Here is a 26,327-nt window from a genome sequence, read left to right as displayed (position 1 = left end):
CTGGGGCTGTTTTTAATTTGGAACCCTTTGATTTGACGATAATACCCCCAATAACTGTAAGAACCAAGAACGCACTAAGAATGTAAACAGTTTTCGATGATGTCGATGCTGTTGGTGCATAAGTAGATGCGGTGTCTGTTAGGGTTGCTGAGCTTGATGTCTGAATTGTTGTAGTTGAAGTTGTCGATGAGAGAGTATGGGTAAATGTTTGGGAAGATTGTGTCGTTACGTCAATAATTTTCCAGTTTTTGGTAGGGTATTCTCTTATCTGAATTTTGGAGGAGTCTATTACAATATCTCCATTTCTAATTTTTTCAATTTCATCTCTAGTTACTACATACGGCACCTGTACAATGCCGTTTCTAATCTCATTTTCTAATTCCTCCACTGCAGCCCAGATCCAGTCTGGAACCTGCTTTCTAGTCTCTTCAAACCTCTTAAAGAGTTCATTCTCATCAGCAAACCCTAGCTCACCGAGTACTGTTTGTCTAATATTGGGTGGGAGAGTGTTAAAAATCTGCCAAACATCATTTGGAGTGCTTAATCCAACACCGCCATCAGCTAATCCAAGTTCTATGATTCCTCCTTTGAATGTTCCTTTAACCGCGGCCTCAACGGCTTTGTAAACACCGACGTCAACGCGCTTCATCGTGCTCGCGATTATAACACCGGGCTTAATCCAGTCCTGGGCGGAGTCAACGCCTATAGCGAACGGCGGACCCATCTTCTTGTTGTTGGCCTTCAGATAGTCACCGACGGCCTCGAAGACACCGAGACTGGTACCGCCAGCAACCTGGTAGATAACCCAGGCGCCCTGCTGGAGCTGGGCCTGTGCGGCCTGCTTACCCTTGGCAGGGTCGCCGAATGACCCCGTGTAGGTGTAGAGGACCTCTATGCCAACGTCCTTTCCGGTCTTCTTTTTATAGTACTCCTCGGCCCACTTTATTCCAAAGCGGTAGCCGGCCTCGAACTTGTAGAGAACAGGTATCTCCATACCGAGGACGATTCCGACCTTGTCCTTGCCGTCGTTGGCAGCGATAAGGCCCGCGAGAGCACCGGCCAGCGCTGAGCCCTCGTTCTCCTTGAAGACAATCATCATGACGTTGCTGGGCATGTCCGGATCATAGCCGTCGATGATGGCAAACTTCTGGTCTGGATACTTCTGGGCAACCGCCTTGACGGCATTGGTCATCATGAAGCCGACCGCAATGATCAGCTTGTATTTCTTGGCCTTGGCGAGGGTCTCAAGGTTCTTGTAGTAGTCGTCCTCGCTGTTGCTCTGGAGCTCGACGAGTTCGAGGTTAAAGTCCTTTGCGGCCTTGGAGGCACCGAGGTAGGCCATGTCGTTGAAGCTCAGATCACCCCTTCCACCCACATCGTAGACTATGGCAATTTTTCCAGCACTGCATTCAGCTTTTGGTAATGTTACAAAGAATAAAAAGAACGCCAGTAAAAATACTTTTACAATTTTCAGCCTTTTATTGCCCATAATCCCACCTCTCATCCCAACTCCACTGCCCATTTGAGTTCTCCATCCGGGCCCAGCCTCAGCAAACCAGTCCCAGTCACGATGATGTCGCCGTTCGGTGCGATAGCAACCGCGGAAGCCCTATCATCACCGCTCCCGCCATAAGTTTTGGCCCACTCAACTTTCCCATTTGGGGAGAGCTTCATTACGAAGACATCATAATCGCCAGCGTCATAACCGTAACTGTTGGTATACCCAACTGCAATGACGCTCCCATCATCGAGGAGTTTAACATCATTAATTACATCAGTCCCAGAGCCGCCGTAAGTCTTGACCCAGTAGTAGCTCCCTTCGGCCTTAACTACAGGTATGGGCATGAGTGATAACAGCACGAGCGCAATCACAACCAGTAACGCCCCCTTCATGTCACCACCCACCTTACTACGGTCTTTGGGGATAAGGGGTTTTCGGGCATTGGGCATCAACCTCTATCTTGTATTTATACCCGGAGGTATTATACCTGGCGGGTATAAAAGATGGACTTGAGAGCTTAGCCCTTCAACACCACCACCGTCACGTTATCCCTTGTGATGGGCAGGGCCACCTCGATTAGTTTTTTGGCAATTTCCTCAGGTGTTCTTCCGGAGGAAGCAATCTCGACTATTCTCTCCTCGTCAACGTAGTCGTGTAATCCATCGCTGCTGAGCAGAAGAACGTCCCCCGGCTTAAGCTCCCACCCGTAGAAGTCAACCCCGAACTTTATCCCGAGGGCCCTCGTCACGATGTTCCGCATGGGGTGCCTCCTCGCTTCCTCCGGGGTTATCTCACCTTTATCAACGAGCTCCTGGACGAGGGAATTGTCCTTTGTCCTGGCCGCTATCGAGCCGTTCCGTATCAGGTAAGCTCGGCTGTCTCCGGTATTGGCTATTACGGTTTCTCTTCCCCGAATGAACGCCGTAACCAGGGTGGTTCCCATCCCCTCTTTCTCGCCGACGGCGTCTTCCAGTATCCTGGAGTGGGCAAGTTCGTAGGCTTTTTTGAGGAGTATTCTGACGAGATACACTGGAATTCCTGCCTCGTATTCTCCCGAGAACGTTTCCTTCAGGGCATCCACCGCGATTTTTGAGGCCACCTCTCCGGCGCTGTGCCCGCCCAGTCCATCCGCTACCGCCAAGATGCACGCGTCAGGCAGCCTCAGAATTAAAAAGCTGTCCTCGTTGTTGAACCTTCCCCCGACGTGGCTTATACCGGATACAAATGGAAGAAAAAGGCTGGTCATCTCTCCATCCGTGTTCATCTTTCCTCAACCTCCCTCTGCACTTTATGGAGCAGAACCCTAAGCTCGTCCAGGGTGGCCTTGCTTATAGGGACGCTTTCGCGCATCATCACCTCGAACTGGCTTATGGCGTTCTCAAGCTCATTCCTGTGCTCTCTGGAGAAGGCTTTGATGTCTTCGAGCGCGTTGATCAGGCCAGCTTTGTCGTTCAACTGGGCGTGAAGGAGGGCGTTCCTGCTCAGCTGCTTCACGAGCTGGCGCATGAGCTTCTTGAGCTCTCTGCTGTCCGTTGTAAGGCTCATAGTCGTTTTTGTCTTCTCGATTTCCTCTTCCAAGGTCTTCCTTTCCTCGTCGAGCTTCTTCATCAGCTCCAAATCCCTAAGGAACTCTTCCACGCTCGGGTAGCGCTGCTCTTTCTCCTTAGCGAGAAGCTTCTCAAAGATGCCGTCGTATTTTGCCAAGGCCTTGTTGAAGTGGCTCGGCGGTTTGGGCTTCACTGCCGGGTTGATGACCTTGGCCATTACGACGGCGGGGGAGGTTCCCTGATAGGGAAGCCTGCCCGTTAGGAGTTCGTAGAATATAAGACCGAGCTGGTAGATGTCAGTCCGCTGGTCAGTGTGGCCGTAGGTCTCGTCGTCGAGCTGCTCCGGGGCCGCGTAGAGGAGGGTTAGTCCCTTGGTGGTCGTTGCCGTTGTGGAAACCGCGCCGACCTTGGCCAGCCCCCAGTCGGTTATCTTGGGCGTTAAATCACCCGTTATGAGGACGTTCTGGGGCTTAAGGTCGCGGTGGTAGACCTGCTTTGAGTGGGCGTGCTTTAGACCCTCGGCGATGCCTCTGACGAGCGCCAATGCGGTTTCTTCGCCGGTTGGTTTCGGATACTTCCCGAGATCCCTGATTACCTCTCCGTCGAGTTGAATTCCGTCCACGAACTCTATCTCAAGGTGAGGTAGAGGCTCGTCGAAGGCGTTGTAGAGCTTCACGATGTTCGGATGATCGAGGAGGCGCCAGGCCTTGACCTCCTTGAGGAAGAACCTCTTGGCCTTCTCGTCGAGGCGGGAGACTTTGAGGGCTATGATTTTTCCGTCGGATTTCCTCCTTACTTTGAAGACCTTGGCGAAGCCGCCCTCGCCGAGAAATTCGAGGGGCTCATATTTGTCGAGGAGCTCCGGCGGGAAGTAGGGGACGTTTTTTGGCGGGGCGTACTGTTTGGATTCGGGTTTCCTCGCCGGGGTCGGCGCTGGCTTTGCGGCTGCTTCCATGGAAGATGAGGGTTTGGATTTTCCTCCCCGGGCTTTGGCGGCGACGCCGCCGACTGCTATCAGGCCAACGAGGGCGGCGATCAGATAGGTTGGGTTTGCCCATCCGGTTTGTCCCGTGGATGCTGGGAGGGATTCCCCCTGCAGGAGTTTTGTCGTTTCGGAAGATGATGTCTCGCTGTTTGATAGAGTGGGGGAGGGAGAGGTCGTGGATGGAGATGGGGACGTAGTGGTGGCCTTGGTTTCGGTGGAGGTGTGTGGGCTTGTGGTAGTCGTGGTAACGGCACCCGAAGTTGCACCATCCGCTTCCTCTTCCTTTGTAACTTTTACCAGCTTTAGATATCTATTTTCGGGAGAATACTCGACTAGTCTATATGGCCCGTTGCTTATTGCAAGATGCCCGTATGTATCCATAAACGACAGGTCTGCCTCGGCTCTGTTCTTTAGGCTATTGAGCGGCAGCCCGGGAAAGCTCGTTTTGAACCTTCCATACGTGGCCGCATAGTCGAGAACCTTAGACAGATCGCCAACGTGCTGTTTATTCAGAAGATCTAGCCAGTAGTCGTTTTCGGAGCCGCTGCTGAAGGAGTAGGTCTTGTCGATGCCGTACTGCTTCGCGTTGGCCACGAGCTCACCCATAGCCCAGTAAAGCTCCCACGGAAGCTGCGGATAGAGGATGTAGTTGCTGGCGGTGAGATCATCGGCAAAAGATGGGACGTAGGTGCCGTAAACTACGTAACCGTTGTCAGTAAACTGAAAACCTAAGTATGTCTTGTAAGTGGTAGCAAAGTTACTTAAGGAGGCATCGTAGTACTGATCGTTTGGAGTGTCTTTGTAGGCCCAGGTGTAGAGGAATGCAATGTAGTACTTGAGGTCGTCAATGTTGCCTTTAACGCCGTTGTGCCACTGGCCAAAGTCACAGGTGACCTTGACCTTGACGGCGGCATCCTTGCCAGCGTTCTCAGCAATCCAGCCTTGGGTCTGGTTGTAGATGACCGCATCGTCCGGGACAGTGAAGTGACCGCGCTCAAGCTCCCACTTGCACCTGTACGGAACGTAGACACCATCGAAACTGGTGGTTCCACCGGGGTCATGAATCAGATCCCAGATAAGGGCGCTGTTAATATCCGTGATGCCGCTAATCGGGTTAAAGGCGCTCATAAACATGGCGCCGGTGGGTGTGTTCTGGACGATTTTAAGGTGCTTGTCCGGAGTCTCGGCGGTCATGATGCTCCACCGGCTGGCGATGCCAATGCTGTCGTCGCTGAGGATCTTGCTGACCCTGGCCTTGTTACCCGGATAAAACTCCCAAGTTTCAACGAGGAAAATCCTAACACTATCCATAATTCCAACAAGGATGCCTACCTTCTGGAGATCCCAGTATTGGTCGGCATTGCTGAGAACTATGGTACTGCCGGTCGTGGAATCCGTGTACTGGCCGTTAAGGATGATGTAACCAATCTCCTTGGTGGTCCACTTGAGTATTGGGCCAAGGCTCTCCTCGCTGGTGTAGTACTTGGTCTCAAGCTTCTGCAGACCAGCGGTAACACTTCCCTCCCCAATGTATCTGAGGGCGTCCTCAACGGTGACGTCGGGCTGGTGCCTCGGGTCGTTGAAGTTCGGGTAGTAGCCAAGCGGTGAGTACCAGTAGTAGATCTGCCAGTCCAGATATTTGCTTTTAATGCTTCCGGTAATCCAACCTCCGGTGTAGAGGTTCCACTCGTAGGTGCTGATCGGCTTCCCGAAAACAATCTCGCTCGCCTTCCGCCTATCGAGGAGCATCCTGTCAACCTTGAATCCAACCTTCTTCTCAAGGAGGTCAGAGATGTAAAGGCCTATGTCCTTCCTCTCGTCTTCGATACGAATGATGAACTTGATGGTAACCGGCTGACCGTCAAAGTACCAGGTTCCACCCTTTTTTTCCAGAGTGTGGCCGTACTTGGCAACCTGCTTGGCGGCCTCATCCATAGCGTTAGCTATCAGCTTAAGGGCAAGCTCTTCATTACCCGAGCCTGTAAGGTGGAGAGCATCGTAAACCGGAGTGAAGTACTTGGCAGCCGGGTCGCTCGGAGTGATGCCACTGAGGGCGGCGGCACCGCTTCCTTGGTAGATGTTCTGGACGATGTACTCCCGGTTAATGAGATAATTTAGTGCGAATCTGACTTGTTTGATGGCGAACGGGTTGAAATAAACCTTGTCACCGGCGGTAACAATCGGAGCATCCTTATTCGGATCTTTGTATGGGTTGATGCTCAGCTCGACGGACGAGCTGGCCCTCTTGTACAGGTTAAGCTTGGCCAGAACATCATTGCCCAAGCCCAGATATTTGTTGGCATTGAAAGCGAACATTCCCAGGTCGTACTCGCCCTTGGCGATCTGGAGGATAGCGCTCTCGGGGTTCAGGACACCGTGTACCTCTATGGTGTCTGCGTAGCCGTCTTTTGGAAGTGTATCTGTATAAACCCTCCTGGCTGAGGAGGGACTCGCAAAGAGCATCACGAGAAGGAGATAGACCAGTAGGATTGAACTCTTTCTCGTCATTCTCATCCCCCAAACTCCTCCGCCCACTTCTCGTACCGCTCGATATCCCTCCTCGTCAGCGGAGACTTAATCCTCTTAAACGCCTCCTCAAAGTCCCTCATCTCAAGCGGTCTCGTCCGCAGGGAGCGCTTCCTCAGCTCCTCGAAGGGGAGTTCGGCGAGTTTGTGGAGGTTTCTGTTCTCCTCGCGTATCATGTGCCATATAGCCTCCTGACAGAGGTTCTTAAGGTCCCTTCCGGAGTAAAGTCTTCTAACGCTCTCCTCCGCTATCGCGTCGAGGTCGAGTTTGCTTATGTCCAGCCCGCGGGTGTTGATTCTGATTATCTCCTTCGTGGCCTTTTCATCCGGCAGGGGAACGTAAATCCTGCGCGGGAAGCGCGAGAGAACGGCCTCGTCCAGGTCCCAGGGCGTGTTGGTCGCCGCCAGTGTTAGAACCAGAACGTCGCTCCCCTTGTCTTGGAATCCGTCCAGCTCCGTCAGCAGGGTCGCAAGCATCCGCCTCGATGCCTCGCTCTGGTCGCCGGAGCGCTTGGTGGTCAGGGCGTCTATCTCGTCCATGAACACTATACTCGGCGCCCTCTCCCGGGCCACCTCGTAGAGGGCCGAGATTATCTTCGTGGACTCCCCGAAGTACTTGCTGAGAACGTTGCTGGCCTTGACCGAGAAGAAGGTCGCGTTCAGGCTTCCGGCCGCGGCGCTCGCGAGCAGTGTCTTGCCGGTTCCCGGAGGGCCGAAGAGGAGGATTCCCTTCCAGGGCTGGATCGATTCGGGTCTCTGCAGGGCGGAGATGACGACCGTTTCCATCATGAGCATTTTGACCTCATCGAGACCGCCGATGTCTTTCCACTTGACCTTTGACTTCGTTATCAGGTTCTCAACGTAGCGTTTGAACTGGTCGTTTTCCTCATCGCTCCCTTCGTCGTTTGTTCTTTTGCCCCCTTCCTTCATCGGTCTGTGCTTTCGTTTTGTCCCGTAACGGCCGGCCTCCACGTCCCTGGCTATTGTTTCCCACTTCTTGGCCTTCTGGAGATAGCTTTCTCGGTTAAATTCGTCGTACTTGGCCAGCTGTTTGAGTATTCTTGAGCATTCTAGGGCCTTCTTTTTGGCGGTCTCCTTATCTCCTTTCTTCACGGCATCCTCAAACTCTCTTTTGGCCTTCCTGAAGGCGGACATCAGAGGGCCGGACAGATCGACGGGCATTTCAGACACCTCCACTCCCGTTCAAATTGATGTTACCATTGAACTTTGAAAAAATAAAACGTTCCTAAGACTACGTCTTTCCAGGGCCGAGAGCGATCTCGTGGACCAGTATCTCGGCCCTTTCCACGAGTTCACCCGGTATGGGCAGTCCCTCGTTTAACCTAATCTCAAGCTCCTCGATGAGCTTCTCAAGCCCTTTCCCCGCCTCCCCGCTCGCGTACCTCTTCAGATCGAGGGCGTACTTTAGGGCCTCTCCGGTATTACCGAGCTTCATGTGGAGAAGGAGCAGCTGACCCGCGTAGTAGGTCGAGCGGGAGAGATCAACGCTTTTTCTGAGTTCCCTCCTGTACTTCCCACCGAGGAGTTCTCCTAGGTCTTTCTGGAGCTCCTTAACACTCCAGTAGCGCTCTTCCTTTCTCTTGGCGAGACATTTGGTGATTATTGGGTCTAACGGTTTGGCATCGGGATTGAGCCTGCTCGGCGGGTCTGGGTCTTCCATCGTGATTTTCCCCGCAATCTCGACGAAGTCCTCTCCATCGAAGGGAACCTTCCCCGTAACGAGTTCGTACATCAGAACACCGAGCTGCCACACATCGGTTCTTTCATCGGTGGGGCCAAACCTAGAGCGGCTTATCTGTTCCGGCGCGGCATAGAGGGGTGTGAAACTTGTTGTAGTTGAACGGCTTTCGGTTACAACCTTGCTTAATCCCCAGTCGCTTATCTTTGGAATCCCCGCCTTCAGAAGGATGTTGCTCGGCTTCAAGTCGCGGTGAATTATCCCCCTGGAATGGGCGTACTTCAGGCCCTCGCAGATTTCAAAGGCGAGCTCAGCCACCCTTCCCCAGTGGAGAGGTTTATCCAGCTTTGCCAGCGAGCCCTCACAGTACTCCATTTCTATGTAGGGGACGGGGACTATGTTGGCGTCGTAGAGTTCAACGATGTTCCTGTGCCTCAGCCCGCTCCACACTGTTACCTCACGCAGGAATGCCCTGCCGGCCTGTTCGGTTAGGTGGTACGGCACTTTGAGGGCAACGACTTTTCCGTCCATTCTCCGTGCCCTGTAAACCCGGGCAAAGCCTCCCTCCCCCACCGGCTCCACGTCCCTGTAGCGGGAAAAGAGGGCCTTAACATTGGGGATGGAGTACTCCTTCCTCCTTTCGTCTTTTGGTTCATCTGAGACCGCAACCTCAATCCCATCCCCGGGGGGCTCTCTAACGTTGAGCTCAATGGGGACCCTTACCAGGAATATCCCCGATTTGACCTTCACATCGGTTCGTATCCTCCCGCTTTTCCTGGGAATGAAGCGGATGGATTCGTACTCAATGTCCCCGTTCCGAACGGTGAACCTTATCCTGGAGGGAGATACTTCGCCGTATCTGGCGAGGTTCTCAAGACCTATTTCAACCCTCATTGTCCTCCCGGAGACGTTCCTGAAGCCGACCCTAATCCTGCTCTCAGTGTTGGGGTGGAGTTCCGGGGGAATTTCAACGAGTAGGCCCCTTCTGAGCGCATCCCGTACGCTGGGCCTGGGTTGAGCGGTCGGTCTCGACGCCGCCTGCGCCTCAAGACGCTTTACCCACCCGATGATCACAGGCAGGAATATGAAAATGGCAAGGACAACGCCCAAATCCTTCAGTATGTATATCAGGAAAAAGGAAACGAAAAGGCGGCGGATGAAATCCTCCTCCAGACTGCGTTTTCTCTTTGGCATCTTTACCTCCCCATCGTTATCTGGTGTACTATTATGTTTGCCTTTATCACGGCCTCCTCTCCGAGAGTGACTCCTTCCTCCATCGCGAGTTTCCACAGAAGCACCAATGGCGGTTCGAGGGCGTCACTTGCAACCCCCGTGTGTTTGGGACTATTTTTATAGACCGTCCAATTCGTTGCCAGAACATGAGCGGGGAGTGCAATAACCATCATTATGAGGAACGCGGCAATCAGGGGGGCTCCTTTGTGGGCATCTTTTTTCATATCTTCTCACCATCCATCCGCTTCCCACTGACTCGATTAAAGGACTCTGATTTAATCAAAAACGTAAAAATCAAAACTCCTCCAGCCACTTTTCCTTCTTCTTTGTCTTCTCCTCGCCCGTCACCTTCTCCGCCGCCAGCTCCGGCTCAAGCTCGCCCTCCTTTACCGCGTGGATGGTTCTCATTATCTCGGCCAGCTCCTCGTCCTCCTCGAACTCGACGCCGGCCCCGATGGTCTGATCCGTCATGCCCAGCATCTTGTTCAGGCTCTCGTTGAAGTTCTGCGCATCGAGTTGCATCTCAACAAGGTGCTTTTCAAGCTCCTCCGGGGACATGTTCCTGAGCAGGTTCCAGGTTGGGGTGTCCTTCAGAAGGGCCTCGTTCTCCTTGATTATCGCGAGGTTGCTTATGAGCATAAGCTGTTTGTTCAGCTGGGCGTGGGTTTTCTGAAGGTTCTTCTTGCGCTGGTTTAGCGTCTTTATCTTCGTCGCTATCGTCAGTTCCTCGCTCTTGCTCCTCGCGTGCTTCGCCCTCTCAAACAGGAGGGCGATTTCCCTGTCGATGCCAACTATCTCGTTTTCAATCTTTTGAATCTGATACTCCAGCTTTATCCTGCTCTCATTGAGCTTGTTCAGGGGGATGTCTAGGGGGTTCTTCTTGCCAAAAAACCGGGACAAAAAGCTCATGGCTCCTCCTCCTCAAGCTCCTTGTCGAGCGAGACGACCCTCTCGGCCACCTCCTCGACGTCGGCTTCTCCTGCCTCGACCTGACTCCAGGCCTTCATGAGTTCCCTCTCGGTCTCGTCCTCGCTCTCCTCGAACTCCGCTATCTCCATCTCGAACACCCTGTTGAGTCCCTCCACCATCTCGTCGAACTCCTTGCCGTCGAGGTTTATCTTTATGAGCGCCTGCTCAAGCTGCTCCGGTTCGACGTTGCTGAGCTTCTGCCAGAGACCGACCTTCCTAAGCTCCTTCTCATACTTCTTGACGATGATGAGGTTCTTGACGAGGGTGTACTGCCGCTGGGCGGTTGTGAAGTCCTTGAGCTTGAGCTTCTGCTCCATGTCGAGGCTCTTAATCTCCTGGGCGAGCATCTTCTTCTTGAGTTTGTCAGCCCCGATTCCCTCCTGGAAGAGCTGTTTTTTCTTCTTTTCAATCCTGTTTAGGTCCCTTTTAAGGCGCTCAAGCCTGTTCTTCAGCCTTATCTCCTCCCCCTGGAGCTCTCTGAGCGAGAGCTTTTCAATCGTGTTCTTCCTTCCAAACATATCCCTAATTCCCATCATCCGCACCTCCATGAGAGTTAAAGATGAAAAACGAAAGGTTCACATCGCAAGGAGCTCCCTCCTTGCGGTTCTTTCCAGAGGTTCAAAGTCGAGGTATTCCTCGACGGTCCTCTCCACGAAGCTTAGCCTCTTCTCTTCATCTCTGCTCAGGATTACCTCTCCCTTGCTGACTACTCTATATCTGAATGAAGGGGGAGCATCGTTCAGGATTCTGACGTCGGTTTCTTTTCCAAGACATCTTTCGAGCTCGACCGCTATTGAAAGCTCGTATTTGAGTGGATCCTCAACCCCCACCACGTAAAGAGCGACATCAACATCCCTCGGATGCTCTGTTTCAAGGACACTGCCGTGGAGGTAGGCAAAGACTACCTCCGGGTGCTTTTCAAGTGCCCTCTTAAGTTTCTCTTTGACTTCGTTGACGTTCAACATATTCCCTCACCGCTCTTACGAACTCCTCAAGATCTTTCGCGTCTTCCCTCATTATCTCAAAGACTAACTCATCATCTATCCTCCAGTAACGATGGACGAGTATATTTCTGAACTTGGCCATCTTGGCGAGCCTTTCGGCGAGTTCTTTCTCCACGACTCCAAGCTCGGCAAGTGTCAGAAAGCAATCCACGTAGCTCTTTGGCACCCTGCCCTTTCTGACCGATATGTGGTTGCACACCGAAAAGGCCCCCTCTATGGCAGTTATCAGCAGGTATTTAGCAGCATTTCTCAGCAGGCTGTTGGATAGGAACTCTTCTTTCCCCGTTTTAATTATCTGAGCGAGCTCCAGTAGCGAGCTCTTTATCTCTGTGATTCTTCTCTCGATTAGTTCCTCATCAATTTCCACCCCACTCACCTCAGAGGAACCTTTCCTTAACGAGGACGTACCCCACACCATCGATGAATTTGGTTATGTAGCCCTTCTCCCTTGAGAGTTCGTGGAATGCCCGCTTTACCGTCTCCTCCGTGAAGTGCTCAAGTGCCTCCTCAAGCCTCACGTAGCCCCTCGTTGTTATCCTCTCCTCAAGGAAGTTCTTGACCTTGGCCAGAAGCTCTTCGTCCCTCTCAAGACGGAGCATGGGCTCGAAGGCTTTGGCGTACTCGTCGTGGGGGTTGTATATCAGCTCGCCGCTCTCAATGTCGAGCAAAACCAGGGAGACGTTCTCGGATATGAAGTTTCTGTGGAAGTCGTTCGAATTGACGTAGCTGGCTATCCTCCTTTCAAAGCCCGTTGGGGAGGCGACGAGGAGAACGATGCGGCCGTTCGTGATCTCGTCGCGGGCGTCAACCAGGAGCGCGTTGATGTCGGCCAGCTCAAGCGGATCGGTGTCGAAGCCAACCTCGGCGTAGCGCTCGGGCCGCCCGTAGAACAGCGCTTTGACCGTTATCTCCTCCTTCTTTCCGAGGAGCTTCTTCTCCCTGAGCTTTACATCGACCCGTCTGTTGTCCGGAACGTTCTTGAGGTCCCTTTCGCTCAGCTTTCCTGCGTAACGACCCTTGTCGAAGGTTGCCTTCTCCTCAACGGACTCCACCCTGAAGGTTTTCCCCAGAATCCGCACCTCACCCCTGAACTTGCTCTTCATCCTTCCGACGAAGTTCATCTCAAGCATCCTGGCCTCGTCGAGCCTGACGAAGCGTGAGCCCTTTTCAACCTTACCCGCGAGGCTCATCACTTCCTTTATCTTCCTTGAGACCCCCTCCTCTTTCTCTTTGAGTTCAAGCTCCCTCTTTCTGAGTTCCATTTCCCTCTCTCTGAGTTCGAGTTCTTTTCTCCGTATCTCGGCCTCCATGGCTTCGATACCGGCCATCATCTCCCTATGCATCCTGTCGAGTTCTTCCTCAAGCATTCTCCTTGCCTCTTCGTCCTTCATTCTGCTTATCTCGTCGATGAGCCTCTGCCTCTCCTCCTCGAACTGTCTCCGCATCTCCTCTTTTTCCCGGATGAGCTTTTCGATCTCGGCTTCCTTTGCGGCCTCAATCCTTCTCCTGAGTTCCTCCTTTTCCCTCTCGAAGTTACCGCGCATTTCTTCCATCCGTTTCCTCAGCTCGTCCATTTCCCTCTCCTTGGCTTCCAGTCTCCTCTGGTACGTCCTCTCAACGGCCTGCGTCTCCTCCCCCGCCATCGTGAGGAAGTCCCTGAACCAGTCAAAGCGCACCGTCGCCTCGGCTATGGCCGCGTTCACCTTGCCCCTGTAGGAATCCCACTTTGTCTTGAGGAACTGTCTGAGCGGGAGCTTTATCGAGGGGTCGTTGAGGGCATCGTCAATCCACCTGTCCACGCCGTGATAGTACTCCCTGAGAAGACCGAGCATGTTGCTGTCCCGGTGCATTATCCTCTTCATCACGTCCTCCTTTGAGTATATCTCGAAGACGTTGTAGCGGAGAACCCTTTCGAGGGCCTCCAGCTCCCGGTCTCTGTATCTCCTGCTTGCGGGCAGGTAGGTCTCACCGTTCTGCCTGAAGCTCCAGGCGAGTATTGCCAGGGCCCCCTCGAACTTGCCCCTGAAGTGCATGTCAAGGTCCCGCAGGAATTCCCCGCACTCGCCGTCGAGGTAGCGGTCGTAGTTTTCCTCAATCTGGAGCCAGAGTCTTTCCCTTCTGGAAAAGCTTTCCACACCGATGTCGAGGCCTTCCTTTAAGACGCGTTCGGCGGGCTTCAAAAGCTCTTTAACACAGTCTGTTCGTCCTTCCTCAAATATCCCCATCTCAATCACCCGCGAAGAGCTTAAGCTCCTCGTCTATTCTTTCGGCGAGAAAATCAACGGCATCGCCGTAGCCTTCAATCTCCAGGGCAACCTTCGTTCTCCCGTCTCCGTCGATGGTGGCCCTTATGGTGGCCCTCCCCTTTCGGGTGTACACGCTGTAAACCTTCGCTTCGTTTTCCGAGTGGGAATAGCCGGCGTTCATTTTGGATAGCAGGTAGTCGATGAACCTCTCAACGACCTTTCTCTCTTCGCTGATTGTGTATTCAAGGGTCCTCCGCTTTGCTTTGATTCTGTTCTCAACTCTCCTCGCGCTGTACACTTCAACCTTTTCTCCGGCGTTGCCTTCGAGCCGCGAGAACAGCTCCTCCAGAAACTCCTGCGGTTCGTCGGTTTCAATGTAGAACACCGCCCCTCGGGGCTTTTTTACAGTTGCTCGTGAGGACCATTTGTCAAGAAGATAGTCTATGCGCTTTCTCTCGGCATCGTTATCGTACGTGACGAAGACTATGTAACCCATATGCACCACTGCCTTGAATTAGTCATTCATCTTATTTAAAGTTTTCTCCAACTTGGAGAATACTCCATGTCTCTGAAAATATCTTTGGCTTGATTTAGCTGGATCGTCCATAATGAGGTTTTACCGTGTCCGGCGAAGGTGCTGAAATCCTGCAAGGCACTGCATTTTCTGGACGTTGGGGCGTTAGGGGATAAATGGCTTTCGGCAGTTGAAAAGTTTCGTCATTATCGCGCTCCCAAAGAAATAATGGCCTGCTTTTTGTACCTCCGCGAGCAGTTGGGGGAAAGAATTGAGGGAGCCGACCTCTCGGGGCGGACCTTGAGAAGCCCCTCTGTCGGGACAGATGTGAGAAAAGCAAACATTAGGGGGATGAAGTAACTTTGTCGAGTGATATGTTCGTTGTGTTGATGACAAAATTTAAAATTTATCTGGTTCATAGTTTTTGTGATTTTGGATTTTGTGCTGGGGGATCTGCTATGGACTGGGAAGTATACCATTTAGTTCCAAGATCAGGTGTTCTTATAGGGGATACGCCGGTAGGAGAAGATGAAGAAAAGGCCCTTTTAACAGTTGAAGCGTACAGGATGTCCTTTGAGGGGTCTTTGAAGAAGAGGAAACTCGTAACGCTGGTCGGGGCATCTATTGCGGGAATGGGTGCTGTCGCATTCTGGCAGACGGCCAATCCTCTGTTGGGTGCGGGCTTGTTGGGGTTGGGGGTAGGAACCGCAGTACTGGCCCAATTGATGATAAAACCGCATCCAATAAAACTCCTGTCGAAGGTTCATATTCCGACTCTTTTGGTACCATACAACGGCGGGAGTCTGGCTCTAGTCCCGGCATATTTTTCGGAGCGGAACGTTCCGGGAGTTGTTGTGAAACACATGACGTTTTATGAAGCCGATGTTACGACCTCATTGAAAATCTCCGAAGAACTCCCGGCTACTCATGACTCCTTGAAGGCGGAGATCACACTCCGGGAAGAAGTTAGTAATATTGCGGATTTATTAACCCCGAAATCTGAAATTGGATTTAATGTGGTGGCTTTTGACAGGGATTGGGTAGAGCCGGTTCTCGCTACTGTTCTTGAGGTATCGTCTATTGACAAACAGCCTACGCGGAGCCTGGCTTTTAGTGAAAAGGAGATTGAGAAGAGCATCTTCACGGTTAAAAGGTTGGAAGAACTTGGTGAACGGGCCGAGATAGAGCTCGAAGTTCTTGAGGATATTGAGAAAAATGTGAATGTTAGAGTTAATGTGTTTGTGAACGGTTTGACGGCGATGTTGGATAGAGTAACGAGGTATTTTTCAGAGATACGAAAGCTTCTGAAGAGGAGCCTTTTTGGAGGTGTTAACATTTATGCAAAGCCCACCAAGGAGGAGCTTGAAAATTATGGATACGCATATGTTCAGCATAAGTATCATGTAAGGCTGCATTCCAAATATCCAACGACGTCTTTGATAGCGATCTTCCAGAGGCATATAGACCATGCCGAGGAAAAAATACGGAGTAGAGTTTCGGAGTATGTCATTAATATGAAACGGGAAGTTAGATACGCCAAAGAAGAAACTAGACAGCGCATGGAGGCTACGAGGGAGAAATACAAAGAAAGGATAGGGCGAAAGAGGGAACGTCTCAGGAGGTTAAACAATAAGGTAAAAACACAGCAGAGAGAGTTGGCGGCAATTAATGATCAGATTCAAAGCCTAATCGAGCAAGCTGAGCAATATGAATCTGAGGCTTACGAATACGAGTCCCGCGCTGAATTGGCAGAGACAGCTTCGGAAAGGAGGAGCTACTTGAGCCGGGCAAATAAGGCTAGAAAGGAGGCAGATAAGCTGCGTAACAGGGCCACAAGGCTCTATGAGCGCAGTAGGAGAATAAAAGCGGAGCACGAAGTCACCGTCGAGAAGGTGGAAGAACTTGAAATGGAGATAGAAGAACTCAAGAAGGAAATGGAAATGAAACTCAAAGAGTTGAAGCTTAGGGGTGAAAAGAGAATCAGGGAAATTCAGGAGCACTACGCAGAATTAATACGGATGGTTCGTGAAGACTTGGACAGATTTATCCATGTCAGAGATGAACATCTGGAAATCGTTGATGCATTTTATGATTCCATTATCGAGTCCGAGGCTAATTATCAAAAAGCGCCGATTGAGTACCGCCTTGAGGCACTCCAAAAGACACACTCTAATCTTCTTGGAGCGCTTGATGCCCTGCGGAAGGGGCACAGGCAGTTTATTATGGCCGCTAGAGCCCTGAGGTTAGGATTCTCGGTGGAGAGGCCCACGATGGTATACATCCCTGTGTGGGTTATAGTCTCCGAACGAGGTGAAGAACGACTCATCCCTGCCGCGGTTGTCAACGAATCCCGGAGAGGGGAATTGTTGATCCCGCACCCTTCCATAAAAACGGCACTGGAGGGCCTCATAAAATCGCTCAGACCTGACATCCTTAGGGAGGCTGAGAAGGATAACCCCAACAGGATCATAGCTGAAGGGCTGAAAAATCTGGGCAAGCTTGTGGAGATGGGACTCCTAACTGAAAAAGAGGCTGTAAGAATAAAGAAGATGCTGGGTGGTTGAAATGTTGCTGAGAGGGGTTATAAGAGAAGCTATTTTTCCAAAGGTGGGACAGCTAAATGAGAACATCAGAATTGAGAGGCCTGCGGTGATTTTGGACTTTGTTCTTGCCGTGAGCGTGGAGGTGGGAGATGCTACCAATGAAGAGAGGATAATAACTTCTTCTCTGTTTGGCAGGGACAGGGTACTCCTAGGCAAAAATGTAGTGGTGGTTGGAAATGTTCAGAGCAACGGGAGGATTGTAATCGGGGATGAATCCACAATCTTTGGCAACGTTGTTGGTAAGGAAGTTGAAATCGGAGAGGGGGTCAGAATCCTGGGGAATGTGATTGCCAAGGGTCATGTGGCAATTGGAATGCAATCAAAAATCGGCGGATACGCCGCCTCAGTGAGCGGCTCGATAGAAGTGAAGGACGGAGTGGAGGTCTTTGACATATTTGGGTATTCTGGGGCATTTCTTGGGCAAAACATTCATATAATGGACTATGCATTGTACGGAGGGCGCAGGGGTGTTGATGCTGAGGGAGAGGTATTTCTCGGGGAATACCAAGTCAGTTCCCCAAAAGCAATAATGGTCGATGGCTCTCTAAACCTGCTCTCGGTTTTAATACCTGCACAGTACAATCCGAGGGGCTCTCTTAAGTACCTGAAGGAAAACTTAGATTCCATCATCGATATTAGGACGTATCTTGAAATGCATAACATAGACATCGGGGAATTGGAAATGGAGCTCAAAATTAAGCCCATCCAGGATGCCCTTAGGAGGATGGTCTCTGAAGTTACCCAGACACTTTCTATGTCCCGGCCAAGTATTACTGTGACCAACCCAACAGCCCCAGTAATGATAACTGTTGGGGATAACAACGTTGTCTCCGTTAGTACCTCTGAGGTGGACAGGCATCTAGCTGTAAACCTCGTTGAACTCTTCCAAAAGGCCCGGAAAAACATCACGGAGGGAAACCTGAAAATGGCGTATTCCAGTCTGGCTTCTATACGGGAAGCTGCATCTAAGAACGGCAGTGTTCCAGAAGAACTTGAGGAACTCCTGCGTATTATCCGAAACAGGGTGAGGGAGGGAGTGAACTCCCCCAGTGAAGATGTGAAGGGGGCTCTGATCTCGCTTTTAGAGGCGGCGTATAATAAAATGCTTAAGATATGATTTCTTTGATTTTTCTTTAAACTGCTGGGAAATGGCGGGCCGATGAGTTAAGACAGTGTAAACTGTTCATGCACTGTTGTATCGGCACTTCTATCGGTTCCGGATGTCCAGCCAGCTGGTTATGTACCTCTGCCATCTTACTTGGCGATCATCATTCCGCAAGACTTCAGACCAATCGCCTTTATAAACCCCCGCTCCCTTCTCGCCTCAGGTGAGAGAAAATGGGAAGGCCGGTCTTCCTTGGCAAGGCTTACATAAACTGGTGCGAGAAGTGCAACGTTCCGCTTATCGGCGATAGCTGTGCTGTTCACGGAAAGGAGGACGTTTTCCGCCTCAACATCACTCCCCCGGGCGATTTGAGGTTTGCCTTCGAGAAGGACATCGAGTTCATACGCTCGGTGTTCAAGGAGCACTACGGCGTTGACACCGGCGAGCTGTTCGAAGGAAAAGTGGTGCTCCTCAACAAAACCCCTGGAGAGGACGACGTCTATGAGATAATCCTCGACGGCTACGTCTTCGGCTGGATGCGCTTCGACCCGCTGGGGCTGAAGTGGAAGCCCGGCCTGAAGGTCGAGGGAGCAATTGCCCTGTGGAGGCGCTTCGGTAAGTCCCTGAAGAAGTGGATAATCGTCGATGAAGGCGCCATAGAGCCCATCCTCAACGGCTCCAACCTCCTGCCGGTTGGCATAATCGAGGCCGAGCCGAGCATAAGAAGAAACGACGACGTAATCCTTGTTTCCGAACGTGGAGAGGTCATCGCGACGGGCATAGCAAAGAAAGACTACGAGGGACTTGCCAGCAGGGAGCGCGGGACTGGAGTCAAGGTCAGGCGGCAGAAGTCCATCAACTACCGCGAGGGAAGGAAGGCAGCACTGGAGGACGTGCTGAGGGCCAACTCCATCGAGCTTGAGAGGAAGGTGGTGGAAGCGAGGCGCTTCATGAGGAAAATCGCCACCCGCTACTCGGACCTTCCGATGGCGGTCGCGTTCTCGGGTGGAAAGGACAGCCTGGCCGTCCTCGGACTGGCTCTGGAAGAGTTCGGCGACGAGGGCTTCACCGTCTTCTTCAACAACACCGGCATAGAGTTCCCGGAAACCCTCGAATACGTCGAGGAGCTGAGGAAGGAGTTCGAGCCGAAGGGCATTAGGTTCATCGTCGCCGACGCCGGCGACGCATTCTGGCGCGCCCTCCACGTCTTCTCCCCGCCGGGCCGCGACTACCGCTGGTGCTGCAAGGTTGCGAAGCTCGGCCCCATAACGATGGCGATAAAGGAGAACTACCCCGAAGGAGTTCTCATGTTCGTCGGCCAGAGGAAGTACGAGAGCATAAAGAGGTTTAAACAGCCGAGGGTCTGGAAGAACCCCTGGGTGCCGAACGAGAGGGGGGCATCGCCAATATTCCACTGGCGCGCCCTTGAGGTCTGGCTCTACATCTTCAGCAGGAACCTCAAGTACAACCCGCTTTACGAGGAGAGGCTCGACAGGATAGGCTGTTTCCTCTGCCCGAGCGCATCCCTGGCGGAGATTCACACCCTGACGGAGGAGCGGCCCGAGCTGTGGGCCAGGTGGGAGAACGAGCTCAAGCGCTGGCAAAAACGCTTCAACATGCCCGACGAGTGGATAACCTACGGCTTCTGGCGCTGGAAGAAGCTGAGTAAAGGAGAGAAGGCGATAGCGAGGGAGCTCGGCGTCGAAGTTCCGGAGGAGCGTTCCTGGGAGCCGGTGAGGTATACGCTAGAGGAAACCGAGACCGGCTTCGTGACCCGCTTCAACACCGTTGTGAACCTGAGGAGGATTAGGGAAGTCGCTCCAATACTCGGGGAGGTTGAGGAAGGCGAAAACTACATAAGGGCGGGCGATATTACATTTAGACCGGACGGTGCCTACACGGACGAGTTCAGCGAGGCCATGGAGGCATACTATCTCGTCAAGAGGGCCTACGAGTGCGTTGGATGCGGTGTCTGCGTCGGCAAGTGCCCCGAGGGGGCGCTCAGCATAGACGAGAGGAGCAAGAAAATCGTCGTGAACGGTGAGCTCTGCACCCACTGCAGGGAGTGTATGGAAGTATGCCCGCTGCTGAAAATCAAAAACCCCGAGGAAGGAAGCCAGCTCTAATTGGGTTATTCCTGATTCTGTCCCTCATTTTCCTCCCGCTGGTAAGTGCGGGGGAGTACGACTACGAGATAAACGCCTACGGGGTCTATTTTGAGGTGATAGACCAGAACAGCATCCGCGAGACCGTTGAGATAGACCTGACGCCGTACACGAACCTCAGTCAGTACGTCATCTACACCGCTTATCCAGTTGAAAACGCGAGCGCCGTGCTCGACCTTGGGAATAGGGTGGAGAAGATAAACGTAACCGTGAGGGAAGTTCTTGGCGGGACCAACGCCGTTTACATGACCTTTCCCACCCTCAGGGAGGGGCAGAGTGCCCGGATAGGGCTAACTTTCACGACGAGGGGCATGATAAGCGAGAACGGTGGAAACGAGCAGTTCACGTACTACATCAAATTCAGCCAGCCCGTCGGCGTCTTCCACATGCAGCTGCTCGTCCCGAGAGGCTACGCGATACTCTCGCCGATAATCCCCTCCCCGGACAGGGTCGAGAGTTCAACCGACCGGCTTCTCCTGGAATGGAAGCGCAGCAACGTCCGGCCAGGGGACGAATTTTACTTCATCGTTGGCTTCTCCGGCGAGATAACCGTTCCAAAACCTCCCTCCCCGTGGCTTTACGTCGGCATCTTCCTAGCCGGTCTCCTCATCGGCGGCGGTTCTGTTTACGGCTACATACTCTACCGGGAGAGGAAGCGCGAGGAGGAGCTCACGCACCTGAGGAGCGACGAGGAGAGGATACTCGCCCTGCTGAGGGAGGGTCCGGTTCTTCAGAGTGAACTCGCCCAAAAACTCGGTGTTTCGAAGGCCAAGGTCAGCATAATCCTCCGCGAGATGGAGGAGAAGGGGCTGATAACCCGCACCAAGGAAGGGAGAACCTACCGGGTTTTTCTGAAGGAGTGAGTATCTTTATAAACGCCTCCCCTCTTCTTCCCACTGGTGAGAGACATGGAGGAGTACTTCATCTGTCCAGAGTGTGGTAGCGATGACGTTGAGGTCATCAAGGAGAGGGGAAGGGAGCTCACCCTCCGCTGCAACGAGTGCGGCAACGTGTGGATGATAACCCTTCCAAAGCTCATCAAGGTTCCGCTCATTGTGAGCAAGCACGAGAGGAGTTTCAGAACCTCCGTCGAACTGCCGGAGGGCGAGGAAATACGGGTGGGTGACATAGTCGAGACCGAAGACGATGAGGTCAGGATAACTGGCATAGAGCTTGAGGGCGACAGGCGCGTGGAGAAGGCAGAGATAGGCGAGATAAGAACCCTCTGGGGTGAGAGCCTAACCTATCCGAAGGTCATCAAGGTATCCATATATCTGCCGAAGGGCGTAACCCAGGCCTTCAAAGTGAAGGTGCCGAGAAACGAGGAGTTCGTCGTCGGCGAGGTTCTGGAGGTCGGCGGCTACGCCTTCCGGGTCGAGAAGATAAAGACCGAGACCAAGATGCTCCACCACGGAAAGGCAAAGGCCGATAAGATAGTCGCCCTCATGGGTCACAGCATCCCCCGCGCGAGGGCGAGGAGGAGCCTTGAGATATACCGGGGCTACGGCAGGGAATCATCGTGAAAGACCCGGTCGTGATGAGCCTTTCTTTTCCCTTTCCGACCCCCCCGGGGAATGAGGAGCTTGGCCGCTGCTGATCCTTACTTCCAGAAACTTTTTGGGCACAATTCTACAACACCGGACACGTTCTGAAAATCCTTATCCAGAGTTGCCAGTTTGTCCGCGCCGTTGGTCAGTAGCGTTGCGAGGATGCGGGCATCGTTCGGCAGTAGATGGTACTTTTGGGCGAGTATGATGGTGTCCTCCCAACTGACGTTTTCCGGTATTGTCACAACGTTGTGGAATGCCAATGTTGCCTTTACGTAGCTGTATGCCTTTGAAAGAATCTCCGGAGGGACCTTGTTGGATTTTAAAGCTTCTCTCAGGCTTTTTGTTGAGTTTATCCCGTACTCGTCTTTGGCAAGTTTTCTGAGGGTCACGAAAATGGCCTCACTTATGGCAGTGTCGGAGATTATTTTTGGCTCCGGAGCGGAAAGGACCTCGGTGGCGTACGTTGTTAGTTCCGTTTCAAAGATATAATTGTAGATTATGTTGGTGTCCAGATACATCAAGACTCATACACCTCATCGGCGTATTCATCAAGCTCCTTTGAGGTGGATTTCCCGCCAAATCCGGGCTTTAAAGTCTTAATGAGGTGATTTACCTCCTTCTCCAGTTCTGCCTTCATGAGGTCTACCTCAAACCTTTCCCGGAGTTCCGGGGGAAGGGCCTTAAGGAACTCGTACATCTTCATAGCCTCAGACATGGTATTCGTTTCGGTTTAGGGCTTAAATCGTTTCCTATCGAAATCCTTTTAAAGCCTCCTCCGGAATTGAGCACGCAAAACTCGATGAACGATGAGGTTTCGGAGGGATGAAAGATGGCGAAGCCAAGCTACGTCAAGTTTGAGGTTCCGGCTGAGCTTGCCGAGAAGGCCCTTGAGGCCGTCGAGCTCGCTCGCGACACCGGAAGGATTAGGAAGGGTACCAACGAGACCACCAAGGCCGTTGAGAGAGGCCAGGCCAAGCTCGTTGTCATCGCTGAGGACGTTGACCCGGAGGAGATAGTTGCCCACCTCCCGCCGCTGTGCGAGGAGAAGGAGATTCCGTACATTTACGTTCCGAGCAAGAAGGAGCTCGGTGCCGCCGCTGGTATTGAGGTTCCCTCTGCCAGCGTCGCCATCGTCGAGCCCGGCAAGGGCCGCGAGCTCGTTGAGGACATCGCTATGAAGGTCAGGGAGCTCATGAAGTGAGCTCCTTTTCCTTCCTTCACCGTAGGAAAGGTTTAAGTTCATCCGTGCGAGGGATTTTTAGGTTAAGGGGTGTGAGAAATGAGCGACGAAGGATACCCGGCTGAGGTTATTGAGATCGTTGCCAGAACCGGCGTCACCGGTGGCGTTACTCAGGTCAAGGTTAGGGTTTTGGAAGGCCGCGACAAGGGCAGGGTCATCAGGAGGAACATCAAGGGCCCGGTTCGCGTCGGCGACATAGTCATCCTCAGGGAGACCGAGCGTGAGGCTAGGGAGATTAGGACCAGGAGGTAATCGCGATGGCCAGGTGGAACGTCTGCTCCTACTGCGGAAAGGAGTTCGAGCCGGGAACGGGCAAGATGTACGTCAGGAACGACGGCAGAGTCCTGTTCTTCTGCTCCAGCAAGTGCGAGAAGTACTACTTCATGGGCAGGAACCCGAGGAAGCTCAAGTGGACCAAGGCCTTCCAGGAGGCCAGGCTTCAGAGGGCCAAGAGGAAGAAGTGATTTCTTTCTTTTCTTCCGAATGTTTGTGTGCCCTTTTGGTGTCTGCACACTCTGGTTTCCTTTGATCGTTTGTTGAATGGTTGAGCCGCTACATTTTCTTTTGAAAGCGCCGTAAGGCGTCCTTTCAAGAACCTTGCCCTTCCGGCCGGAGAGGAGGTCGGTCCTGTGGGTGCTTTTCGCTCCAATTAGTTTTTGTTTGGTACCTGGAAATATGAAGGGTTAAAGCTTGCCCCCGTAGGCAGCCCGTTTCAATGGTCTGGGGAAATAGTCGTAATTGTTATAAATCCTTCGATACACTTGTAACCCGAGGGAATCTCATGATTCCGTTGGGAATGGAACGGCTGGATGAAATGTTTGGAGGGGGCATTGAGGAAGGATCAAGTGTAGCCTTTATTGGCTCAATCTGCAGGGACAATATTATCCTAATGCACCAACTTGTTTCCAATGTTCTTAACGCTGGCTACCGGGTTCTGCTGGTGGAGTTTCGGCAGTCCGTTGACGTGTTGAGGAAGGAACTCCTTCACTACAACATTGACTATTCTCCCTTCGTAGAAACCGGAATGCTGAGGATACTCGATGGCTTTTCTAACCTCTATGGAGTCGAGAGGATTCAGGGCGTTAATGTGCTCTCCAATCCCCTTGACCTTGGAATAACATCCGCCGTGATACGAGATACTATGGTCAGTGGCGATTTTGACTTTCTTGTTATAGACGACCTCAACGTTCTCTACACCCTTCAGTCCAATCCCAAGACGTACCTTAGGGCCATAGTTAGACTTGTGAACTCGATAAAGAGCAGGGGATTCCAGACATTCGGTGCCTTTTCGGAGGATGTGTTTGAAGGGAGTGACCTGACCGCCGGCCTGATGCCCTTTGACTACGTTCTCGACGTGAGGGAGGGGTACATAACCGTGCGCCGCTCCCTCCAGCCGATGAAGATAGCGGTTCCGAGGATACCATACGTTAAAACCGAGAGGGGACTTGAGCCCATATGGGGAAGGCACGAAACCCTCGAATCGATGAGGAAGGATCTCTGGCTGGACGAAGAGGGAAATCTATGGCTTGGAAATTCTAGGGTCCAAATAATAGACGAAAAGAGCGAGGCGTCGCTGATAGAGTTCGTCTATGAATACCTCGGCCCCGAGGAAGGAAAGCGCTTCCTCTACCTCTGGGGCAAGAAGGAGTTCTTTGGAATAGGCAAAGCGATACGGAACTATCATACCTCACTCAGGGAGGCGTTGGAGACCTCCTCAACTATGACGGAGTCCAGTGGCGGGGGAAGGCTGGAGCTGGTCGAAATCGGCGAGGGCATAGTGATCATGAGGGGCAAGAACCTCTTTCCGAGGAGCACTGGGCACGCATATCCATTCCACGTCCACTATGCCGGTGAAATTGCCCAGCTCTTGTCTGAGTTCACCGGGGAGCAGTGGGAGGGGGAGGAGGTAAAATGCCAGGCTATGGGCTCGGATTACTGTGAGTTCGTTTTCAAGCGTAGGGAATAGCGGGCCGCAAAACCTATTAAGTAGTAATCCAAGCAGTTTTGGTGTTGCCAATGGCCGAGAGGAAGATAGAGAGGACGCTCGTTATACTCAAGCCCGACGCAGTCGTCCGCGGACTGATGGGCGAAATAATCTCCAGGTTTGAAAAGAGGGGACTTAAAATCGTTGGAATGAAGATGATATGGGTCGACCGTGAGCTGGCGGAGAAGCACTACGAGGAGCACAGAGGAAAGCCCTTCTTTGAGCCGCTCATCGACTATATCACCAAGGCCCCGAGCGTCGTGATGGTCGTCGAGGGGCGCTACGCGATAAGCGTCGTCAGGAAGATGTGCGGCGCCACAGACCCGAAGGATGCGGAGCCCGGAAGCATAAGGGGCGACTACGGCCTCGACATCGGAGACTCGATATACAACATAATCCATGCCTCGGACAGCCCGGAGAGCGCCGAGAGGGAGATAAGCCTTTACTTCAAGCCTGAGGAGATCTTTGAGTACTGCAAGGCCGCCGACTGGTTCTACCACACCCATGCAAAGGGGAAGAGGGAGTACCTCGACAGCATGAACTGCCTTGAGAGATGATTCAGGGTGGACTCAGTCCACCACGGCATCAAACCTGCTCCGCTTTTTGTTCTTCCTGAAGAACTGCCGGTATTCCTCTGTAACCTCCCTGCATCCCTCAGGGAGCCTCTTTTTGGTGGAGCTGACCATCAGCACAGTTGAGAGAACGTGAATAACGAAGGCCAGGGATACCAGAACCGCGGCCGCCAGCAGTCCCTCGCCAAGCACCAGGCCGACTGGAACCGGAAGCAGGTACAGGAGGTACACGCCAACCCTGAAGCCCCCGCCCGAAGCGGGGACACGGGCGATGCATCCGGCGACCTCCTTCCATCTCGGAAACATCTCCATCGCCTTTCCTCCGATGAGGATGTGTTTCTCAACCTTGAGGATCCCCAGACTCTCGCGGTCGGTTAGGCACTCAAAGCCCAGTTCCCGGGCGACCCCGGCCGCCTCACCCCCGCAGGGCACTGCGTTGAGGAATGTGAACGGGTTCCTCAGCGACAGCCAGACGAGGAGGGCATAAACCGCGAGGCCCGGAACCAGGAGGACGTGCCAGGAACCCGCGGAGAGTCCTATGGCGAGCCCAATCATGGCCGTTGCAAAGGATGCGAAGCTCGGGAACTCGTCTATGCTCAACGCCCGCCTCCCCCGGATGTGGACGTAGAGAAGCGAGAGGAGGAGTGCCAGAAACGTATCGAGGCCTATCATCTCATCCGGCGTGAAGTCGCCGAGGGGGGTGGAGATGAAAACGTTGCCGGTCCAGCCGCCGTGAAAGCCGTCCGCTACTATGTACGTGAGAAGGGGAACGAGTATCGCGATCGTCAGCTCATTGAGCCTTCCCTTCAGCCTTCCTGCCGCGGCGGCCATCGTGAATCCAACAATCGCCCCAAGTGCGAGCGCTATCATGCCACCACCGTTGGA

Annotated in this window: 25 protein-coding genes and 1 pseudogene; 10 read left to right on the top strand and 16 right to left on the bottom strand. The window is 52.8% G+C overall.

Going from position 1 to position 26,327, the window contains the following annotated elements; genetic code table 11:
* Positions 1–301: 301 nt before the first annotated feature.
* The 13 genes and pseudogenes from E3E51_RS00225 to E3E51_RS00160 all read right to left on the bottom strand — a co-directional run.
* A pseudogene (locus E3E51_RS00225) lies at positions 302–1,489 on the bottom strand (BMP family ABC transporter substrate-binding protein); the annotation flags it as partial.
* Between the two features lie 11 nt (positions 1,490–1,500).
* The gene (locus E3E51_RS00220; protein ID WP_167911162.1) at positions 1,501–1,893 is read right to left on the bottom strand and encodes a hypothetical protein; all 393 of its coding nucleotides are present in this window, start codon (positions 1,891–1,893) and stop codon (positions 1,501–1,503) included.
* A gap of 125 nt (positions 1,894–2,018) precedes the next feature.
* A complete protein-coding gene (locus tag E3E51_RS00215; RefSeq protein ID WP_167911161.1) occupies positions 2,019–2,765 on the bottom strand; it encodes a protein phosphatase 2C domain-containing protein in 747 nt (248 codons plus the stop codon).
* Positions 2,762–6,547 carry a protein kinase gene (locus tag E3E51_RS13075; protein WP_240924206.1) on the bottom strand — a complete coding sequence of 1,262 codons (3,786 nt, stop codon included), beginning with the start codon at positions 6,545–6,547 and terminating at the stop codon, positions 2,762–2,764. Before E3E51_RS13075 ends, E3E51_RS00215 begins: the two co-directional genes overlap by 4 nt.
* On the bottom strand, positions 6,544–7,740 hold the full coding sequence (locus tag E3E51_RS00200) for an ATP-binding protein (RefSeq protein WP_167911160.1): 1,197 nt from the start codon (positions 7,738–7,740) through the stop codon (positions 6,544–6,546). The genes E3E51_RS13075 and E3E51_RS00200 overlap by 4 nt, the downstream gene beginning before the upstream one ends.
* Positions 7,741–7,810: 70 nt before the next feature.
* A complete protein-coding gene (locus E3E51_RS00195) occupies positions 7,811–9,451 on the bottom strand; it encodes a serine/threonine-protein kinase (protein ID WP_167911159.1) in 1,641 nt (546 codons plus the stop codon).
* A 2-nt stretch (positions 9,452–9,453) separates the two neighbouring features.
* The gene (locus tag E3E51_RS00190; RefSeq protein WP_167911158.1) at positions 9,454–9,714 is read right to left on the bottom strand and encodes a hypothetical protein; all 261 of its coding nucleotides are present in this window, start codon (positions 9,712–9,714) and stop codon (positions 9,454–9,456) included.
* Positions 9,715–9,784: 70 nt separating this feature from the next.
* Complete coding sequence (locus E3E51_RS00185) at positions 9,785–10,399, bottom strand: hypothetical protein (RefSeq protein ID WP_167911157.1); 615 nt, start codon at positions 10,397–10,399, stop codon at positions 9,785–9,787.
* Positions 10,396–10,992 (bottom strand): chromosome assembly protein, encoded by a 597-nt coding sequence (locus E3E51_RS00180; protein ID WP_167911156.1) that lies wholly within the window; start codon positions 10,990–10,992, stop codon positions 10,396–10,398. Before E3E51_RS00180 ends, E3E51_RS00185 begins: the two co-directional genes overlap by 4 nt.
* 42 nt (positions 10,993–11,034) lie before the next feature.
* The gene (locus tag E3E51_RS00175) at positions 11,035–11,424 is read right to left on the bottom strand and encodes a nucleotidyltransferase domain-containing protein (RefSeq protein WP_167911155.1); all 390 of its coding nucleotides are present in this window, start codon (positions 11,422–11,424) and stop codon (positions 11,035–11,037) included.
* Positions 11,390–11,830 (bottom strand): DUF86 domain-containing protein, encoded by a 441-nt coding sequence (locus E3E51_RS00170; protein WP_167911154.1) that lies wholly within the window; start codon positions 11,828–11,830, stop codon positions 11,390–11,392. The genes E3E51_RS00175 and E3E51_RS00170 overlap by 35 nt, the downstream gene beginning before the upstream one ends.
* 10 nt (positions 11,831–11,840) lie before the next feature.
* A complete protein-coding gene (locus E3E51_RS00165; protein WP_167911153.1) occupies positions 11,841–13,688 on the bottom strand; it encodes a hypothetical protein in 1,848 nt (615 codons plus the stop codon).
* 1 nt (position 13,689) lies between these two features.
* Positions 13,690–14,205, bottom strand: coding sequence for a hypothetical protein (locus E3E51_RS00160; protein ID WP_167911626.1), 516 nt, complete (start codon positions 14,203–14,205; stop codon positions 13,690–13,692).
* A 476-nt stretch (positions 14,206–14,681) separates the two neighbouring features.
* Here E3E51_RS00160 and E3E51_RS00155 point away from each other — a divergent pair, with 476 nt between their 5' ends.
* The 5 genes from E3E51_RS00155 (at position 14,682) to E3E51_RS00135 (ending at position 21,619) form a co-directional block, all read left to right on the top strand.
* Entirely contained in the window at positions 14,682–16,787 is a 2,106-nt protein-coding gene (locus E3E51_RS00155; protein ID WP_167911152.1) for a hypothetical protein, read from the top strand.
* Position 16,788: 1 nt separating this feature from the next.
* Complete coding sequence (locus E3E51_RS00150) at positions 16,789–17,943, top strand: hypothetical protein (RefSeq protein ID WP_167911151.1); 1,155 nt, start codon at positions 16,789–16,791, stop codon at positions 17,941–17,943.
* Positions 17,944–18,164: 221 nt separating this feature from the next.
* Positions 18,165–20,057 carry a phosphoadenosine phosphosulfate reductase family protein gene (locus E3E51_RS00145; RefSeq protein WP_167911150.1) on the top strand — a complete coding sequence of 631 codons (1,893 nt, stop codon included), beginning with the start codon at positions 18,165–18,167 and terminating at the stop codon, positions 20,055–20,057.
* Positions 20,009–20,959 carry a MarR family transcriptional regulator gene (locus tag E3E51_RS00140; RefSeq protein ID WP_167911149.1) on the top strand — a complete coding sequence of 317 codons (951 nt, stop codon included), beginning with the start codon at positions 20,009–20,011 and terminating at the stop codon, positions 20,957–20,959. The genes E3E51_RS00145 and E3E51_RS00140 overlap by 49 nt, the downstream gene beginning before the upstream one ends.
* Before the next feature lie 45 nt (positions 20,960–21,004).
* On the top strand, positions 21,005–21,619 hold the full coding sequence (locus E3E51_RS00135) for an HVO_0476 family zinc finger protein (RefSeq protein WP_167911625.1): 615 nt from the start codon (positions 21,005–21,007) through the stop codon (positions 21,617–21,619).
* A 77-nt stretch (positions 21,620–21,696) separates the two neighbouring features.
* On the opposite strand, the gene E3E51_RS00130 is transcribed toward E3E51_RS00135, so the two are convergent.
* Both E3E51_RS00130 and E3E51_RS00125 read right to left on the bottom strand, forming a co-directional pair.
* Entirely contained in the window at positions 21,697–22,164 is a 468-nt protein-coding gene (locus E3E51_RS00130) for a PIN domain-containing protein (protein ID WP_167911148.1), read from the bottom strand.
* Entirely contained in the window at positions 22,164–22,349 is a 186-nt protein-coding gene (locus tag E3E51_RS00125; protein ID WP_167911147.1) for a hypothetical protein, read from the bottom strand. The genes E3E51_RS00130 and E3E51_RS00125 overlap by 1 nt, the downstream gene beginning before the upstream one ends.
* A gap of 126 nt (positions 22,350–22,475) precedes the next feature.
* On the opposite strand from E3E51_RS00125, the gene rpl7ae reads away from it, so the two are divergent.
* From rpl7ae to ndk, 5 genes are all read left to right on the top strand, one after another.
* Positions 22,476–22,847 (top strand): 50S ribosomal protein L7Ae, encoded by a 372-nt coding sequence (gene rpl7ae, locus E3E51_RS00120; protein ID WP_088180640.1) that lies wholly within the window; start codon positions 22,476–22,478, stop codon positions 22,845–22,847.
* 78 nt (positions 22,848–22,925) lie between these two features.
* Positions 22,926–23,138: a 30S ribosomal protein S28e gene (locus tag E3E51_RS00115; RefSeq protein ID WP_088180639.1), complete on the top strand. Its 213-nt coding sequence runs from the start codon at positions 22,926–22,928 to the stop codon at positions 23,136–23,138.
* A gap of 5 nt (positions 23,139–23,143) precedes the next feature.
* Positions 23,144–23,350 (top strand): 50S ribosomal protein L24e, encoded by a 207-nt coding sequence (locus tag E3E51_RS00110; protein ID WP_167911146.1) that lies wholly within the window; start codon positions 23,144–23,146, stop codon positions 23,348–23,350.
* A 317-nt stretch (positions 23,351–23,667) separates the two neighbouring features.
* Positions 23,668–24,852 carry a V4R domain-containing protein gene (locus E3E51_RS00105; protein ID WP_240924205.1) on the top strand — a complete coding sequence of 395 codons (1,185 nt, stop codon included), beginning with the start codon at positions 23,668–23,670 and terminating at the stop codon, positions 24,850–24,852.
* Between the two features lie 50 nt (positions 24,853–24,902).
* Positions 24,903–25,427: a nucleoside-diphosphate kinase gene (gene ndk, locus E3E51_RS00100; RefSeq protein ID WP_167911623.1), complete on the top strand. Its 525-nt coding sequence runs from the start codon at positions 24,903–24,905 to the stop codon at positions 25,425–25,427.
* Positions 25,428–25,439: 12 nt separating this feature from the next.
* Here ndk and E3E51_RS00095 read toward each other — a convergent pair whose 3' ends face one another.
* Positions 25,440–26,312, bottom strand: coding sequence for a hypothetical protein (locus tag E3E51_RS00095; protein ID WP_167911145.1), 873 nt, complete (start codon positions 26,310–26,312; stop codon positions 25,440–25,442).
* Between the last annotated feature and the right edge of the window lie 15 nt (positions 26,313–26,327).

It is taken from the genome of Thermococcus sp. 21S7 (genome assembly GCF_012027615.1).
In the GTDB taxonomy this organism is placed as follows: Archaea; Methanobacteriota_B; Thermococci; order Thermococcales; family Thermococcaceae; genus Thermococcus.
The sequence above is the reverse complement of the archived record's forward strand: the minus strand, read 5'-3'. Positions and strand labels throughout refer to the sequence as shown.